The organism is Kitasatospora acidiphila, assembly GCF_006636205.1.
Lineage (GTDB): Bacteria > Actinomycetota > Actinomycetes > Streptomycetales > Streptomycetaceae > Kitasatospora > Kitasatospora acidiphila.
On the sequence record NZ_VIGB01000003.1, the window covers coordinates 5,147,985 to 5,162,899 of the forward strand.

The following is a 14,915-nucleotide window of genomic DNA, read 5'->3' on the forward strand; positions in this document are numbered from 1 at the left end:
CGGTGTTCGGCTCAGGTTCCGAGTACATCAACGACCCTTCGGAGTAGGTCCGGAGACAGCGGTGGTCGGCCGACAGCCTCGGCTGCCTGCGTCCAGTGTTCCGGGCTTCCGGTCGACAGGAGCACGCGCTTCACCCCTGGGGTTGATGCGACTACGGCGAGGGCTACCTCGGCAGCAGACCAGCCGGGGTTGATCAGCTCGGACAGTTCCGGGGTCACCATGCCGGGGATCTCGCCGCCGTGGAGAGGAGCGGAGGCGAACACCTCCAGCCCAGCTGCCGCCGCATCGGCGAGTGGTCCGTGTCCGTTGAGTGCCTGAGCGACGGGTGCCAGGTGGACGAGCGAGATCGGCAGTTGGACCGCCCGAAGGTGGTGGTTCGGGCCGCCAGCCTTGGCCGCGAGTTCGAGCAGCATCGGCACGTCGAAGAGGCCGCTGCTGATGCCCCGCCAGGTTGCCACTCCGTAGGCGCTGATGAGCTGCTGGCTGCACGCCTCTTCCAGAGCCACGAAGGCGGCGTGCAGCCGTGAGGAGATCTCGTTCTTCCCGCAGCCGTGTTCGGGGTTGTGGAGGAACACCACGTCGGGCACGCGGCCGAGCAGGCGCTTGCTGCGGTCGAGCTGCCAGGCGATGTAGTCCGGGGCCAGGCAGTGCCCGCGATCGGCGTCCCCTGCGGTCAGGACGCCAGCCCGCAGGGCGAGGTCTTTGGCGTTGACCGGGACGAAGCCCACCTTCGTGGAGACGCGCAGCCCCGGATGAGCGGCCAGCACTTCGGCGAGGGACGTCTCTGCCTGGCCATGTTCGTAGTTGGGCGCGGTGTCCACCCAGTCCGCTCCGCGCGACGCGGCCATCAGCGCGGCCCCAGTCACGTCAGGGCAGCGGTAGGTGCCCAGGCCCAGCGCGGCGGTCATCGTGGGTGTCCGATGGCAGCGGCCTGGCCGTCGACCAGCTCGGTCACGACACCGGCCGCCTGCGCGAGGGTGACGCCTGCGGCCTGTGCGAGATCGGCCAGCCGGTGGGGTTCCCCGTCGGCGAGGAGCACGAGCATCGGCTCGGCCCTCGCAGCGAAAGTCCACTCTTCCCCGCCGGCCGTCAGCCTGACGGTGCCATCGGGCGCGGCCGCGAGCGCGGACCGCGTGGTGATCAGGCGCACTTGCAGGTTGGGGTCCGGTGGGGCCGCCGTGATGTGGGGCAGCGAGGGCGCGAGCCGGGCGCGCTCGGTGGCGTCGCGAGCCGCGCAGAAGCGGGCGATCAGGTCGTTGTCGCCGAGCTCGGCCGTGAGGAGCTTGCCAATTGCGTCGAGGAAGACGCGCTGCTCCTCGGTGGCCCCGAAGCGCGGGATGTCTGCCCGGACAGCCTCGTGGGCTCGCAGCTTCTCCGACAGCCAGGTGATCAGGTCAGCGCCCGTCGTGCTCTGCAGCCCGCACGTGACGTGCAGCGAGTGCTCGCCCTCGGAGGCCGCGACGGCGTGCCACCACCCCCGGGGCAGGTAGAGCACGTCGCCTGCGGTGAGGACCAGATCGGCGACGGGCTCCTCGGGCGGTGGTTCGGGCGTCTCGACGTCGCGGTGCATCGGTGCCGTGCGGGTGGGCCGGTAGATCCGCCAGCGCTTCGCGCCGTCGAGCTGGACGACGACCACGTCGTGGTCGTCCCAGTGGATGCCGAAGCCCTCGGTACCGGTCCAGGAGGCGTACAGGTTGGCCTGCACGCCGGTCCGCAGCCAGCGTTCCAGCTGGCCAGCCATGGCGCTGATGCCGGGGTGGAGTTCATCGACGGCGTCCAGGACCAGCGTGGCGCCCTCGGTGAGGCGCTTGTGCAGCTCGGACGGCTGGAGGCGGTGCCAGACGGTGCTTCGGCGGGTGACGATCGGCTGGGAGTACGTGTGCGCGGGCACCTGCTCGCCGTTGGCGGCCAGGCGGAGGCGCGGGGTTCGAACCGGTGGTGGGTCAGGATGGCGTTGAGGTCATCCCAGCTCATCAGTCCGGCGAGTGACGCGGCTTCACCGCGTGCGACCTTGAAGCTGAGGCCGAGCGTCTGGGCGAGGAAGTCATCCCCGCCCAGACGCTCAACCACCGAGAAGCGCTCGGCGGTCATGGTGAGGTAGCCGTCAGTCGTTGGTGTCGGTGCGGCCGGTGGAGCCGCCGTCGGACGGCTGCTCGCCGCGCGAGCGGGCCGCGGTGACCTTCGCACGGGCGACCAGCAGGCCGTCGCCCTCCAGCTCGGTGGCGGTGGTCGTCAGGTTCTCGGGCATGAAGTACTCCTTCGGGTTCATGGGGTGGGCTGGCTGCCCGGTCCCGTCTTGGGTGCTGCGATGGCTCCCGGTGCCCAGGCAAGCCGTGGCGGGGAACCTCAGGTGCTTACGCCGCAGCGCTGTTGGCAATGCGGCCACCTGCATCCCTCCCGCCCGAGGTGGGTGGGAGGAAGTCTCGTCAGACGTCGGTCGGCACGACTTCCTGGGTGCTCGGGGCAGCGGCCCGCACCAGCGCGGTGAGTCGTTCGTCCCCCGACACGGCGGCGCTGGCGCCGACCTCGAACCAGACCCGCTTGCCGGCGGGGTCCGGCTCCGCGCCCCAGTCCGTCGCGAGTGCCGCCACCAGGAACAGCCCCCGCCCATTGGTGGCGTCAAGGTCGCCCTCGCCGGGAGCCGGCAGCTCGTGGCTGCTGTCCACCACCTCGACGCGCAGCCGCCCACCGTTCCAGGACACGCACACGACGCACGGGGCGTCCGTGTAGGACACGGCGTTGGTGATCAGCTCGCTGGAGAGCAACTCGACGTCCCGGAGCGCGTCCTCCGTCAGCGGCACGTCCCAGTCGCGGACGGTCCGTATCACCCGGCACCGGGCGGCCGGGACGGCCTCGGCACTGGGCAGTACGCGGAAGCCGAACGGGGTGGGCGCGGTGGGTTGGTGGGTGGCGACGGACATGAGCGCGGACCTTTCACGCGAACGAGGTCGGCATCGGGCCGATTCGTGTCGGGATTCACCCGACAGGGATCTACAGAACCGCTTCCAAAGCCGGTGAACCAGAGCAGAATTGATGCGGCATTGGGGGATCCGTGCTGCAAACCCGGCCATGACCTGGCCTGTTGCGGCTACAAGCGAACTGACGTACCACTGGAGGACTCGGGATGGCATCCAGGAGGTCCCGGCTGGTCCAGCGCAGGGAAGCCGTCGGCCACACCCAGGAATCCCTGGCTGAGGCCCTCCAGGTGGACCGTTCGACAGTGGGGCGCTGGGAGAGCGGTAGAGGTACGCCGCAGCCCTGGATGCGGCCGAGGCTCGCCCGGGCCCTGCGGCTCTCGGTCGACCAGTTGGCGGACCTGCTGGCGCCCTCCGGAGGCGCCGAAGCGGTTTCACCTCTGGCTGGTCATGACGATGCCTTGGCTCCCGTGCCTCCCATGCGCGCTGACCACAGCCATGGTCTCGTGGCGGCAGTGGCGGCCGACTCAGCGGAGTCCGCGATCTTCCTCCGCTTCGCGAGCGCTTCCAACGTGGATGACACACTGCTGGAGCAGATCGATGCGGACATCGCCAGGCTGGCAGAGGACTACGTCAGCAAGCCCGTATCCGAGGTCTTCCACGACATTGGGACTCTCCGGCGAGGGGTGTTCGACCTCCTTCACGGCCGCCAACACCCCTACCAGACAAGTCATCTCTACCTACAGGCCGGACGCCTCTGTGGCCTGGCCACGCATGTTGCACTCGACCTCGGTCAGTACACAGCTGCCGCTACGCATTCGCGAACGGCCTGGCGCTGTGCGGAGTCAGCCGGCCACAACGGCCTTCGGGCCTGGATCCGATCTGTCCAGTCACTGATCGCCTACTGGCAGCAGGACCACCGCCAGGCGGCCAAGTTGGCCAGAGCCGGGCTGCCGTACGCAGATGGCGGGACGATCGCAGCCCGCCTACTCAGCCTCGAGGCACGGGCCACTGCGGCACTGGGCGACAGCGCGAGCGCGCTCCGAGCGGTAGAGGCGGGCGAGGCAGCACGGGGCACTGTGGCCGCCGTCGATCTCCCCGGCGTGTTCACGTTCCCAGAGGCAAAGCAGTACGCCTACGCCGGTACCGCCCTCCTCGCCCTGGCCAGCCAAGCTCACGTGAACCGCGCCATCGAGGCGTCTTCCAGGGCCATCGCCATGTATGAGTCCGCACCGCAGCAGGAGCAGTCCTCCGGTGACCTACTGGCCGCCCACCTTGATCTCGTCAACGCCCATCTCGCACAGGGCGACCTCGACGGCGTGCAGGAGAAGCTCGCGGTGGTGTTGGCTGCCGCCCCGGGCCGGCGAACGGCGAGCATCTCCAGCCGTCTTCGCGCACTGAGTATTCGTCTCGCCGAGCCCGCCTACGCAGGCTCCCCGATCGTCCTGAGTCTCCGTGAGAATGTCAGAGAAGCCTGTGCTCGACCCGCACTCACGAACCCTCCGGAGCTGCCCCAGTGACGAGCAACACCGCACAGCAGGACGCCGCAGTCGCCGACCGGACGATCCTGGCGAACAGCGCCTACGCCGACGGCCGCCACCTGGCCGCCCGCCAGTCCATCTACCGGTGGCAGCAGCCGCAGTACGACCTGCCGGGGATCGTCCTGGAGGAACTGGCCAGCACCAGGGGGACTGTGCTCGACATTGGCTGCGGCAACGGTAGGTTCGTCAGCCGCCTACACAAGGACCGTCCAGACCTTCAGGTCGTCGGGATGGACATCTCAGCTGGCATCCTCGCCGAGGTTGAGAAGCCGGTTCTGGTAGCCGACGCCCAGGCTCTGCCATTCGCCGACGACAGCGCGGACGCGGTGCTGGCACTGCACATGCTGTACCACGTGGGAGATATCGAGGCCACGATTCAGGAGTTGGCCCGGGTTCTTCGGCCCGGCGGCATGCTCATCGCCTCGACTAATAGTGACAGCGACAAGCGGGAACTCGAGCAGCTCTGGATGAGGGCCGCAGGCGATGTTCTGGGAATCACCGATGGACCGGCGCGCGTCTCCCTCAGCTCGCGCTTCTCTCTAGAGAAAGCCCCCGGCTACCTCGCGGTGATGTTCAAGGACATCCGAGTGCGTGAACTTCCTGGCATCATCGAGGTCACAGACCCAGGACCGGTCGTTGCTCACCTCGCTTCCTACGAGGCGTGGGCCGAGCAGTGTGGGGTGCCTTTCCATGAAACCATCGGCCGAGCGGCTGAGATTGTTGCTGCCGTCATTGCAGATGAGGGCTCATTTAAGATCACATGCCTTGGGGGATGCTCGCCTCTCGAGCGTGATTGCCGATCCGGTAGCAGTACAAAGCAGAGTTTGACTCGACGGTGATGGGGTTGTCACCGCATAAGCGCAAAACGTGAGTGAAACTTAAGGTATTTTGATTATGTATTTGAGCTGGATCCCGGAATGGTGTGTTCGTGGACTTTGAATCCGTGGCCAAGGCTGTGACTGCGGTGGCAACGCCGATTGCAGCCCTTGTTGGTGTGGCTAGCCGACGGAAGAGGCTTCGCAATGAGATTCGCGAGAATCTCGCACTTGCTGAAGAGTTGCAGAAGAATACGATCCTTAATGAGCACACGCCGGTGGCCGTGTGGCTGTATGGCAGGATCGCTCTGGATGTGGCTAAACTTACTGGCCAGCCGCTGGGTGTGCCAAAGAAGCCAATTCCGAAGGGCTCTGTAGTCGCTGCTGCTGTAATTTCCGCAGGCTTCGGATGGTGGGCCTATTTTATCAATAGGGGTGGATTTGTCTGGTATTCCGTCTTTCCGGGTTCGGTAAGTGTGTTGATGCTCATCTCTATTCTGGGAATGACTACCAATAGGGAAATTCCAGATGCAGGTCAGGGATCCGACCAGCAAGACCCTGAGGGGGAAGAGGCTGGTGTTGCCGAAGAGGTCTCTGGGTTGCCTGCCGAGGAGGCTGCGTGAGCGATGCGTGAGCGGACGGGATGGCAGGAGTTGTCCAGGGGTGGATCACGGGGCCTGCCGCGTGGCGCTGACCCCTGCAGGTTTAGCGCCACGCGGCATCAGGTATCACGCCCCGTCATGATCCGGGTTCGTCTTGTAAAGCGGGGGTCGTCGGTTCGAACCCGACAGGGGGCTCAGTGTCCTGGCCCAGGTCGGGGCCTTGGAAACGCAGCAGGGCCCGGATCGAGATCGGTCCGGGCCCTGCTGGCATCTCGAACTGACATCAGCGCCCAGCGAGGCGGGGCGCGGCCTGATGTCACCCGGCTTCGCGTGATCGGTGGCTTGGGGTACGGCAGTTGCTGAGCCGTTGCTCGCGTGGGCGGCGCGGGCTCAGGTGTTTGCTGGGTATGAACTCCGTTCTTGCTGTGGGGAGTTGGTTGGGGCGAACTCGGCTGCGTCGGGCGTCCAGTCAGTCGGGGTCGCCGGCGAGCAGTCGGTCGAAGTAGCCGAGCAGCAGGCTCTTCAGCTGGTCCCTCAGCGCCGGAACCTGTTCCTCCTCCGCCTCCACCAGGAGCGGGAGCACGCCCTTGTACGCGGCGAGTGTGACGGCGGCGCCGAGTTGCAGGCGGGCCTCTGGCAGGTCGGGTGCGTAGAGCGTGAGCAGTGCCTGGATGCGTGCGTGCGTCCTGGCCATCAGTGGTGCCTGAAGGTCCATCACGTGGCCGGGGGCGTTTCCGCCGATGAAGAGGACCAGGCAGGCCGGGTTCTTGCGGTGGAACGCGACGATCGGTTCCAGGGAGGCGCCGAGCGCCTGTTCCAGCGTGACGGAGGTCGGATCCACGATGGCGAACGGTGCGAGCAGCGCGTCGAGGTTGTCGGCGTAGTACTCGGCGAGGGCGGCGGCGATCGCGTCCTTGTTCGGGAAGTACTGGTACAGCGAGCCGGGGGAGACGCCCGCGCGGGCGGCGATGGCGTTCGTCGTGGTGGCCGCGTACCCGGACTCGGCGAAGACCTGGCCCGCCGCCTCCAGCAGCTGCGCGATCCGGCGCTCCCCGCGCGCCTGGCGCCGCTTGGGGCGTTCCTCGGTCACGGGCGGCTTGCTGGCGGGGGTGGTCTCGGCGGTCACCTAGCCGATGGTAGGGCTCGTTGACGAATGCGAGCAATCACTCGTAATCTCGGAGGACTAGGAAACGCGAGCAAAGACTCGCGTTTTCCTCTCGTGATCCGGCCTGCCGTTTTCCGCCTTCCGCACGCCTTCCGTTTCGCCAACCGCACGCTCAGGGGGACAGCCATGTCCGCATCCGTCGACACCGTCGTCGTACCCGTCGACCCGGTAACCGAGGCCGCGACCCGCGCGCCCGGCCGGGCCTGGACGCTCGCGATCGTCTCGATCGCGACCTTCATGCTCATGCTCGACCTCACCGTCGTGAACGTAGCCCTGCCCGACCTGCGCAACGCCCTCAACGCCGACTTCTCCGGTCTCCAGTGGGTGCTCGACGCGTACGCCCTCACCCTTGCCGCCTTCCTGCTGACCGGCGGCTCGCTCGCCGACCGGCTCGGGCGCAAGCGGGTCTTCATCACCGGGTTCGCCGTCTTCACCGCCGCCTCGCTGCTCTGCGGCGCGTCGACGGACGTGCTCGCCCTCAATCTCGCCCGCGGCCTCCAAGGCGTTGGCGCGGCCGTCCTCTTCGCCGTCGGCCCGGCGCTGCTCGGCCAGGAGTTCCGCGGCAAGGACCGGGCGATGGCGTTCGGCGTCTTCGGGGGCGTCTCCGGCCTGGCCATCGCCTTCGGCCCGCTCATCGGCGGGGCCCTGACCAGCGGCATCGGCTGGCGCTGGATCTTCCTCGTCAACGTCCCCATCGGCGTGGTCGCGATCGTCCTGAGCGCGTTGCGCATCCGCGAGTCGCGCGAGCCCGGCACCCACGGCGTCGACTGGGTCGGCCTGGTCCTCTTCTCCGTCGCCCTCGGCGCGCTGGTGCTGGGGTTCCTGCGCGGCGAGGCGGAAGGCTGGACCAGCCCGCTCATCCTCGGCCTCTTCGCCGCATCGGCGCTGCTGCTCGCCGTGTTCGTCCTGGTCGAGCGCCGTCTCGGCGGGGCCGGGATGCTCGACCTCTCGCTCTTCCGCAACCGCACCTTCAACGGGATCTCGGCGGCCACGCTGCTGGGCAACGCCGCCGGCATGGCGTCGATCTTCCTGGAGGTGTCCTACGTCCAGAACGTGCTCGGCGCGACGCCCTGGCAGGCGGGCCTGCGGTTCCTGCCGTTGACGCTGGTGCTGTTCGTCGTCGCCGCGGTGACCGGCAGCCTGACGGTTGCCGTACCGCCCCGGCTGCTCGTCGGCACGGCGATGGCGCTGATGGCCGGCGGCCTGCTGGCGATCCGGCTGATCGACGTGCACAGCGGCTGGACCGCGATGCTGCCGAGCATGCTGCTGACCGGCGCGGGGATGGGCATGTTCAATCCGCCGCGCGCGTCCGTCTCGATCGGGGTGGCCGAGCCCGCGCGGGCCGGCATGGCCGCCGGGATGGGCGAGACCTTCCAGCAGGTCGGCATCGCGATCGGCATCGCGGGATTCGGCGCGCTCTTCCAGCACCGCGTCGGCGACGCGGTCGCGGCGGCGGTCCCGGGGTTGCCTCCGGGCGCGCGGCAGGCGGTGGCGGCAGGGGCGGGCGAGCAGGTGGCGCAGGGCGCGGGCGCCCTGCGCGCAACGGTGGCGGAGGCGGCCCGCGCAGCGTTCGTCCACGGGCTCAGCGACGTCCTGACCATCTGCGCGGCGGTCGCCGCCTTGGCGTCGGCCATCGCCTTCACGACCCTGCGCCGCAGCGATCTCCACGAGAGCGCGGTCGCGCACTGACCCAGGGGCGTGGCGTCACGCGGTCGCTGAGGCTTGCTGGGCGGGCGAAGGGGCGGGCTTCGGGAAGAGCAGTAGGTGAAGGCCGGCCGCGACGGTGCCGCCCACGAGGGGGGCGACGATGAAGAGCCACACCTGGTTCAGGGCCGTACCGCCGAGGATGAGGGCGGGGCCGAGGCTGCGGGCGGGGTTCACCGATGTTCCGGTCACCGGGATCCCGATGAGGTGGCACACGGAGAGCGCCAGCCCGATGGTCAGTCCTGCGGCCGTGGCATTCGCGGTCTTGCTCGTCACGCCGAGGACAGTGAAGACGAAGAGAGTGGTCAGCACCACCTCGATCAGGAAGGCCCCGCCCAGGTTGATGTGAATGGGGCTGGCGGCACCCCAGCCGTCGGCCCCGAGGCCGGTGGTCGAGCGGCTGTAGAGGGGCGAGCAGGCGAACGTGCCCCAAAGGAGCAGTGCCCCGAGGATCCCGCCGATGAACTGCGCGGCCCAGTAGCAGGCCGCCTCGAGCGGCCGGATTCGGCCGGCGAACAAGGCTCCGATGGTGACGGCTGGATTGATGTGACAGCCGGAGACGGGCCCGAGGACGTACGCCAGGGCCAGTAGGACGAGGCCGAACGCGAGCGCGGTGGCGACCACGCCGGCGGCGAAGCTGCCCCCAGCCGTGCCGAAGCCGAACGACAGGGTTGCCACCCCGACGCCGACATAGACGAGCAGTCCTGTTCCCAGTAATTCCGCGGCCAGCTTTCGGATCATGGTGTCCCTCTCCCGGGTGGCATCAACCGCTGCGGTCTGCGACGTAGGTCCAGGGCTCGATCCAGAGCCACTTGGATACGCAAGGTCACTAGATCATGGCGCAGAGTAGTCGGCAACTGCTCTGCCGGGCGTCGGCTCCGTGGTTGACGGCAGCTCAGGCCCGGCGCTCCCCCTCGCAGCGCCGGGCCTGACGGTGTTTGCGGAGACGGGCCGGGCGGTCGCTCGTGGGGGCCCGGCCCGTGCAGCGCAGTCAGTGGGTGGCTGGGACGTTCTTGACCAGGGCCTTGGTCAGGGCCACGCCGGCGGTGCCGGTGTTGTTCTGGTCGTTGTCGTACGTCGTCGCCACGATGTTGCCGACGCGGGCGGCCACCAGGGTGCTGCCGCCGGTGAAGCTCGGCGAGGTGATGACCGCCTCGAGCGCCTCGTCCCCGACGCCGGGGAGGGGCTTGGGGGTGATGGTCGCGGTGTAGCTCTGGCCGCCCTGGGTGATCGTGAAGGTGTGGCACTTGGTGATGGCCTGCTTCAGGTTGGCCATGGCGGTTGCCGCGTCGTTGCCGCGGAAGGCGTCGAGCTCCTGGGCGAACATGTCCTGCGCGTCGTCCATGTAGTCGTTCTGGGCGAAGGACGCGTAGCCGATGCCCGACGCGTTGATCCAGCCCGCGCCGTTGAGCATGTTGCACACCTGGGAGGCCGGGGCGGCGGACGGGGAGGTCGGCGGGTTGAAGGCGTCCCCCGTGGTCTTGGGGCTGCTGGGGTCCAGCCGGAGCTTCTGCGGGACGTCGGTGGCCGGCAGCAGCATGCCGTTGAGCTTCGTCCCGGTGGGCAGGCCGTCCGTGCCCGCGGCGGGACCGGGGATCGGCGTGGCGGAGGACGCGCCGCTGGAGGACGCACTGGCGGCGGGTGCGGAGGCGGATGCCGGGGCGGCGGAGGAGTTCGCGGCTCCGGAGGAGCAGGAGGTGAGACCGAGAAGCGCGGCGGCGCCGCAGGCGGCCAGGGCGGTCCGGCGGAGGTGCTGAGACATGACGGGGGTGTGCGCCTTTCGGACAGGGAAGCTGTGTGAGCGGCGCGCCAATAAGACCATGACGTGTGAACCGCGTCAACACTGCCAATGGGCGTGAGGCGGGTTGTAGGATCGAGTCGAGTCGTAGCGCTGCCGGAGGGGGCCGCATCAGTGCCGGAGAACAGGACGGACGTCACTGCCGCTGGGATCGCGCGGTTGGCCGGGGTCGGTCGCGCCGCGGTCAGCAACTGGCGGCGCAGGCACGCCGACTTTCCCAAGCCCGTCGGCGGCACCGACACCAGTCCGGTCTTCGACCTGGCCGAGGTCGAGCAGTGGCTGCGCGACCAGGGCAAGCTCGCCCAGGTGCCGTTGCGGGAACGGGTCTGGCAGCAGGTCGAGGCGGACCCGGCCGGGGCGGCCGCCGCGCTCCGGCTGGTCGGTGCCGTCCTGCTGCTGCGTGACCACCCCACCCGGTGGCAGCAGCTGATCGACGCGGACGACCGCCGGCTGGGCCGCGAGCTGCCCGAAGCGCTCGCCGAGGTGCTCCGCACCCGGCTGGGCGAGGGCCACCCGGTCCTGGTGCCGAGCCGACCCGAGCTGGCCGAGCGCCTGGCGCTGCTGCGCGGCGGCGTGCAGCTCGCCAACGAGCTCGGTGCCCGTGAGGCGTACGAGTTCCTGATGGGACGTCACCTGGAGTCCGGGCCCCGCCAGTACACCCTGACGCCGGCGCCGCTGTCCGAGCTGATGGCCGAACTCGCCGGCCCGGCCGAGCTGGTGCTGGACCCCGCCTGCGGGTTCGGCGGCCTGCTGGTCGCGGCCGGTCCCGCCGCCGTGGCCGGCCAGGAGGCCGATCCGGACCTCGCCGCGCTGACCGCGCTGCGCCTCGCCCTGCACACCGAAGGACCGGTGCGGATCAGGGTGGGCGACAGCCTGCGGGTCGACGCACACACCGAGTTGCGCGCGGACGTCGTGCTCTGCCACCCGCCGTTCAACGAGCGCACCTGGGGACACGAGGAGCTCGCCTACGACACCCGGTGGGAGTACGGGCTGCCGCCGCGGACCGAGTCCGAGCTGGCCTGGGTGCAGCACGCCCTCGCCCACCTGCGGGAGGACGGCTGCGCCGTGCTTCTGATGCCGCCCGCGGTGGCGTCCCGCAAGTCGGGTCGGCGGATCCGGGCGGACCTGCTGCGGCGCGGCGCGCTGCGGGCGGTGGTCGCGCTGCCCGCCGGAGCGGCCCCGCCGTTCGGGATCCCGCTGCACCTGTGGGTGCTGCGACGCCCCGCGGTGGACGCGGCACCACACCAGAGCCTGCTGCTGGTGAACGCCGCCGAGCGGCCGGACGGCGGGGAGAAGCTGCCCTGGCAGGAGCTGCGCGACACGGTGCTGGAGGACTGGTGTGCCTTCGACCGCGACGGCGCGACACCGGAACGGCCCGGCGTCAGCCGTACCGTTCCGTTGGTCGACCTGCTGGACGACGACGTGGACGTGACGCCGGCCCGGCACCTGCCGGTGCGGGCGGCGGGCACCGGCGAGGCGGGCCGGGCGAGGTTCGCGGCCGTCTGGCCGAGGCCCTGCGCAGCACCTTGGAGCTGGTGCCCATGGCCGGTGTGCAGGGTGCGCCCGCCCGCTGGCCGATCACCAGTGTCGGCGAACTGGCCCGGAAGGGCGCCCTGTTGATGCGCACCGGCGGGGCCGGCGCCGGGTTCGGCGGCCCGCCGGTGCTGACCGAGCACGACATCGTGTCGGGCGGTGCCCCCTCCGGCGTGCTGCCCGAGGGCGAGGCGGAGGAGCCGGTGCTCACCCGGGCCGGGGACGTGGTGATCCCGGTGCTCGGCCGGGACGCCACGACGCGGGTGATCGACGAGGCCACGGCCGGCGCGGCGCTGGGCCGCAACGTCCACCTGCTGCGACCCGACCCGGCCGTGCTGGACCCGTGGTTCCTCGCCGGGTTCCTGCGGAGCACGGCGAACAACCGGCAGGCCAGCAGCTTCACCACGACCGCGACCCGACTGGACGTGCGCCGGCTCCAGGTGCCCCGGCTGCCGCTGGCCGACCAGCGGCGCTACGGGGAGCGGTTCCGTGCCATCACGGCATTCGAAGAGGCGTCACGACGGGCCGCCAGACTGGGGGAACTGCTCGTCCAGGGCCTGTACGACGGGCTGACGGACGGGAGCATCAGCCCTTCCTGACATGGGCGGACGGGCTCGGCGGCGGGGTCGGTAGGCTGACCCCGGCAACCGCCGATCACCCCCCGCCGAGCAGGAGCTGGCCCATGTACGGCCCCGTCCCGACAGCGCCGCCGCGCGGGCGTGGTGTGTCAGCGTGGCGGGTGCTCCTCCGGGTGCTTCTCACCGTCGTTCCGGTGCTGTCCATCGGCATCATGGCCTGGGTGTCGATGCTGTGGCTGGCCCTCGTCCACCGTCGCACCCGCGACTGGCTGATGCTCGCCCTGGCGGCGGCGACGGCCATCGGCGGGCTGGCACTGATCGGGCCCTCGGACGGGCAGGGCTGGCAGACCACCGCCGGGATGGTGCTGCTGCTCGGGACCGCGGTGTTCGTTCCGGCGTACTTCCTGGCCGTGGAGCTGCGGCCGCAGCGGGCGGTCCAGCTGCAGTCGCAGCGGACGGCCGAGTTCCAGCCGCAGCGGACGGCCGAGTTGCGGCCGCAGCAGTGGACGCTTGAGACGGCTCCCGGTCAGGGGATCCCCGTGACACCGCCCGCTCAGGGGAACACCGTCGTGCTGCCGCCGCTGCAGCCCGGCTACCCCCCGGTCCTGCCGCGCCAGGACCGGATCGGCGAAGTCAGGGCCGGGCTCGACGAACTGAGCGCCTACCTCCAGCGGCAGGACGGCTCGTGAAGGGCCGGATCGTCGCCGGGCGCTACGAGTTGGCGATGCTCATCGGGCAGGGCGGCATGGGCCAGGTGTGGCTGGGGCACGACCGCACCCTGGACCGGCGGGTGGCCGTCAAGCTGCTGCGGCCCGACCGGGCACCCGGGGCGGAGGAGTCCGACGAGATACGGCGGCGCTTCGCCCGGGAGTGCCGGGTCACCGCCCAGGTCGACCACCCGGGGCTGGTCACCGTGCATGACGCGGCGAGCGACGGCGACGACCTCTACCTGGTCATGCAGTACGTCCAGGGTGCGGACCTGGCCGACCACTTGGCCGAGCACGATCCCTACCCCTGGCCGTGGGCGGCCGCCGTGGCGGCACAGCTCTGCCCGGTGCTGGCCGCCGTGCACGCGGTGCCGGCCGTGCACCGCGACCTGAAGCCGCGCAACATCATGATCCGCCCCGACGGCACCGCGGTCGTGCTCGACCTCGGCGTCGCCGCCGTCCTGACCGACGACACCACCCGGCTCACCCTGACCGGCTCGCCCATCGGCAGCCCGGTGTACATGGCGCCCGAGCAGGCGATGGGCGGCGAGGTCGGACCGCGCACCGACCTCTACTCCCTCGGCGTGATCCTGCACGAACTGCTCAGCGGCACGGTCCCGTTCACCAGCCCCTCACCGCTCGGCGTGCTGCACCAGCACGTCTACGAGCCGCCACCGCCGCTGCGCCGGCTCCGGCCGGACGTGCCGGAGGCGCTGGAGGCCCTGGTCCTGCGGTTGCTCGCCAAGGATCCGCGGGACCGGCCGGCCGACGCGGCGGCGGTCCACCGGGCGCTGGTGCCGCTGCTGCCCGCGCCGGATCCGACCCGCCAGGACGACTCCGGCGCGCCGATGGACCCGACGCGGCCGTTCCGACTGCCGTACGCACCCTGGCACGGCGGTCTGCCGCGGCAGGCGCCGCCGCCGCACCCCGCGCCTGCCGCCGTCCCGCACTCCGCGCCTGCCGCCGTCCCGCACCCTGCGCCTGTCGCACCGGCCGCGGGGCACACCGGTACCGCCGCCGCCGTCGAGGAGGCCAAGCGCCTGCTGGACGCGGGCCGGCTCACCCAGGCCGCCGGCGTGCTCGGGAACGCGCTGTCCGCGGCCGCGCAGGCGCACGGCTGGCACGCGCCCGTCGTCCAGATGCTGCGCAAGCACTATGCCGCGACCCTGCTGGAGGACGGCCAGTTCCACGCCGCACTCCCGCAGTTGCGGCTGCTGAGCGAGCAGCGCGCCGCCGAGGCCGGCCCGGCCGACCCGCAGGCGCTGCGGTTCCGCGTCGAGGCGGCGCAGTGCCTGGAGCACCTCGGTGACCAGGCTTCGGCGCTCGCCGAGTACCAGTCCCTGCTCCCGCTGGTGGAGCGGCACGCGGACGGGGACCCGGCCCTCCTGCTGGAGGTCGGCCGCCGCACGGCGCAGCTGCTCATGGCGACGGGTGACCACGTCGGGGCCCGCGCGGCCCTGCACCGGCTGCTCCTCGAAACCGAGCGGCGCTACGGCCCGCACCACCCGCTCGCCGTCGAGACCCGGCGGGCCCTCGGCTGATCGGACGAGCTGACTG

Annotated in this window: 12 protein-coding genes, 1 tRNA gene and 3 pseudogenes; 9 read left to right on the forward strand and 7 right to left on the reverse strand. The window is 70.5% G+C overall.

Annotation, left to right across the window (positions count from 1 at the left end):
- Nucleotides 1-11 precede the first annotated feature (11 nt).
- The 4 genes and pseudogenes from E6W39_RS24480 to E6W39_RS24490 all read right to left on the reverse strand — a co-directional run bounded on the left by E6W39_RS24480 (nt 12) and on the right by E6W39_RS24490 (nt 2,921).
- Nucleotides 12-908 carry an aldo/keto reductase gene (locus E6W39_RS24480; RefSeq protein ID WP_141635361.1) on the reverse strand — a complete coding sequence of 299 codons (897 nt, stop codon included), beginning with the start codon at nt 906-908 and terminating at the stop codon, nt 12-14.
- A pseudogene (locus tag E6W39_RS24485) lies at nt 905-2,091 on the reverse strand (cupin domain-containing protein). Before E6W39_RS24485 ends, E6W39_RS24480 begins: the two are co-directional and overlap by 4 nt.
- A 13-nt stretch (nt 2,092-2,104) precedes the next feature.
- Complete coding sequence (locus tag E6W39_RS39670; RefSeq protein ID WP_181799433.1) at nt 2,105-2,248, reverse strand: hypothetical protein; 144 nt, start codon at nt 2,246-2,248, stop codon at nt 2,105-2,107.
- A 178-nt stretch (nt 2,249-2,426) separates the two neighbouring features.
- Nucleotides 2,427-2,921, reverse strand: coding sequence for an ATP-binding protein (locus E6W39_RS24490; RefSeq protein ID WP_181799434.1), 495 nt, complete (start codon nt 2,919-2,921; stop codon nt 2,427-2,429).
- 203 nt (nt 2,922-3,124) lie between these two features.
- On the opposite strand from E6W39_RS24490, the pseudogene E6W39_RS44260 reads away from it, so the two are divergent.
- The 5 genes and pseudogenes from E6W39_RS44260 to E6W39_RS39675 all read left to right on the forward strand — a co-directional run.
- Nucleotides 3,125-3,307 (forward strand): annotated as a pseudogene (locus E6W39_RS44260) (helix-turn-helix transcriptional regulator); the annotation flags it as partial.
- A gap of 87 nt (nt 3,308-3,394) precedes the next feature.
- A complete protein-coding gene (locus E6W39_RS24495; protein WP_228718339.1) occupies nt 3,395-4,435 on the forward strand; it encodes an XRE family transcriptional regulator in 1,041 nt (346 codons plus the stop codon).
- Nucleotides 4,432-5,295 (forward strand): class I SAM-dependent methyltransferase, encoded by an 864-nt coding sequence (locus E6W39_RS24500; protein WP_141635364.1) that lies wholly within the window; start codon nt 4,432-4,434, stop codon nt 5,293-5,295. Before E6W39_RS24495 ends, E6W39_RS24500 begins: the two co-directional genes overlap by 4 nt.
- 89 nt (nt 5,296-5,384) lie before the next feature.
- On the forward strand, nt 5,385-5,894 hold the full coding sequence (locus tag E6W39_RS24505) for a hypothetical protein (protein ID WP_141635365.1): 510 nt from the start codon (nt 5,385-5,387) through the stop codon (nt 5,892-5,894).
- A gap of 87 nt (nt 5,895-5,981) precedes the next feature.
- Nucleotides 5,982-6,068 (forward strand) — tRNA-Thr (locus E6W39_RS39675).
- A gap of 274 nt (nt 6,069-6,342) precedes the next feature.
- Here the strand turns inward: E6W39_RS39675 and E6W39_RS24510 are convergent.
- On the reverse strand, nt 6,343-6,999 hold the full coding sequence (locus E6W39_RS24510) for a TetR/AcrR family transcriptional regulator (protein ID WP_141635366.1): 657 nt from the start codon (nt 6,997-6,999) through the stop codon (nt 6,343-6,345).
- Between the two features lie 165 nt (nt 7,000-7,164).
- Between E6W39_RS24510 and E6W39_RS24515 the strand changes: the two genes are divergently transcribed.
- Complete coding sequence (locus E6W39_RS24515) at nt 7,165-8,727, forward strand: MFS transporter (RefSeq protein WP_181799435.1); 1,563 nt, start codon at nt 7,165-7,167, stop codon at nt 8,725-8,727.
- A 15-nt stretch (nt 8,728-8,742) separates the two neighbouring features.
- On the opposite strand, the gene E6W39_RS24520 is transcribed toward E6W39_RS24515, so the two are convergent.
- Both E6W39_RS24520 and E6W39_RS39680 read right to left on the reverse strand, forming a co-directional pair.
- Nucleotides 8,743-9,483, reverse strand: a complete 741-nt coding sequence (locus E6W39_RS24520) for an aquaporin (RefSeq protein WP_141635367.1) — start codon at nt 9,481-9,483, stop codon at nt 8,743-8,745.
- A gap of 250 nt (nt 9,484-9,733) precedes the next feature.
- On the reverse strand, nt 9,734-10,504 hold the full coding sequence (locus E6W39_RS39680; RefSeq protein WP_181799436.1) for a hypothetical protein: 771 nt from the start codon (nt 10,502-10,504) through the stop codon (nt 9,734-9,736).
- 150 nt (nt 10,505-10,654) lie between these two features.
- On the opposite strand from E6W39_RS39680, the pseudogene E6W39_RS24535 reads away from it, so the two are divergent.
- The 3 genes and pseudogenes from E6W39_RS24535 to E6W39_RS24545 all read left to right on the forward strand — a co-directional run bounded on the left by E6W39_RS24535 (nt 10,655) and on the right by E6W39_RS24545 (nt 14,899).
- Nucleotides 10,655-12,672 (forward strand): annotated as a pseudogene (locus E6W39_RS24535) (N-6 DNA methylase).
- 83 nt (nt 12,673-12,755) lie between these two features.
- Complete coding sequence (locus tag E6W39_RS24540) at nt 12,756-13,340, forward strand: hypothetical protein (RefSeq protein WP_141635370.1); 585 nt, start codon at nt 12,756-12,758, stop codon at nt 13,338-13,340.
- Entirely contained in the window at nt 13,337-14,899 is a 1,563-nt protein-coding gene (locus E6W39_RS24545; protein WP_141635371.1) for a serine/threonine-protein kinase, read from the forward strand. The genes E6W39_RS24540 and E6W39_RS24545 overlap by 4 nt, the downstream gene beginning before the upstream one ends.
- Nucleotides 14,900-14,915 lie beyond the last annotated feature (16 nt).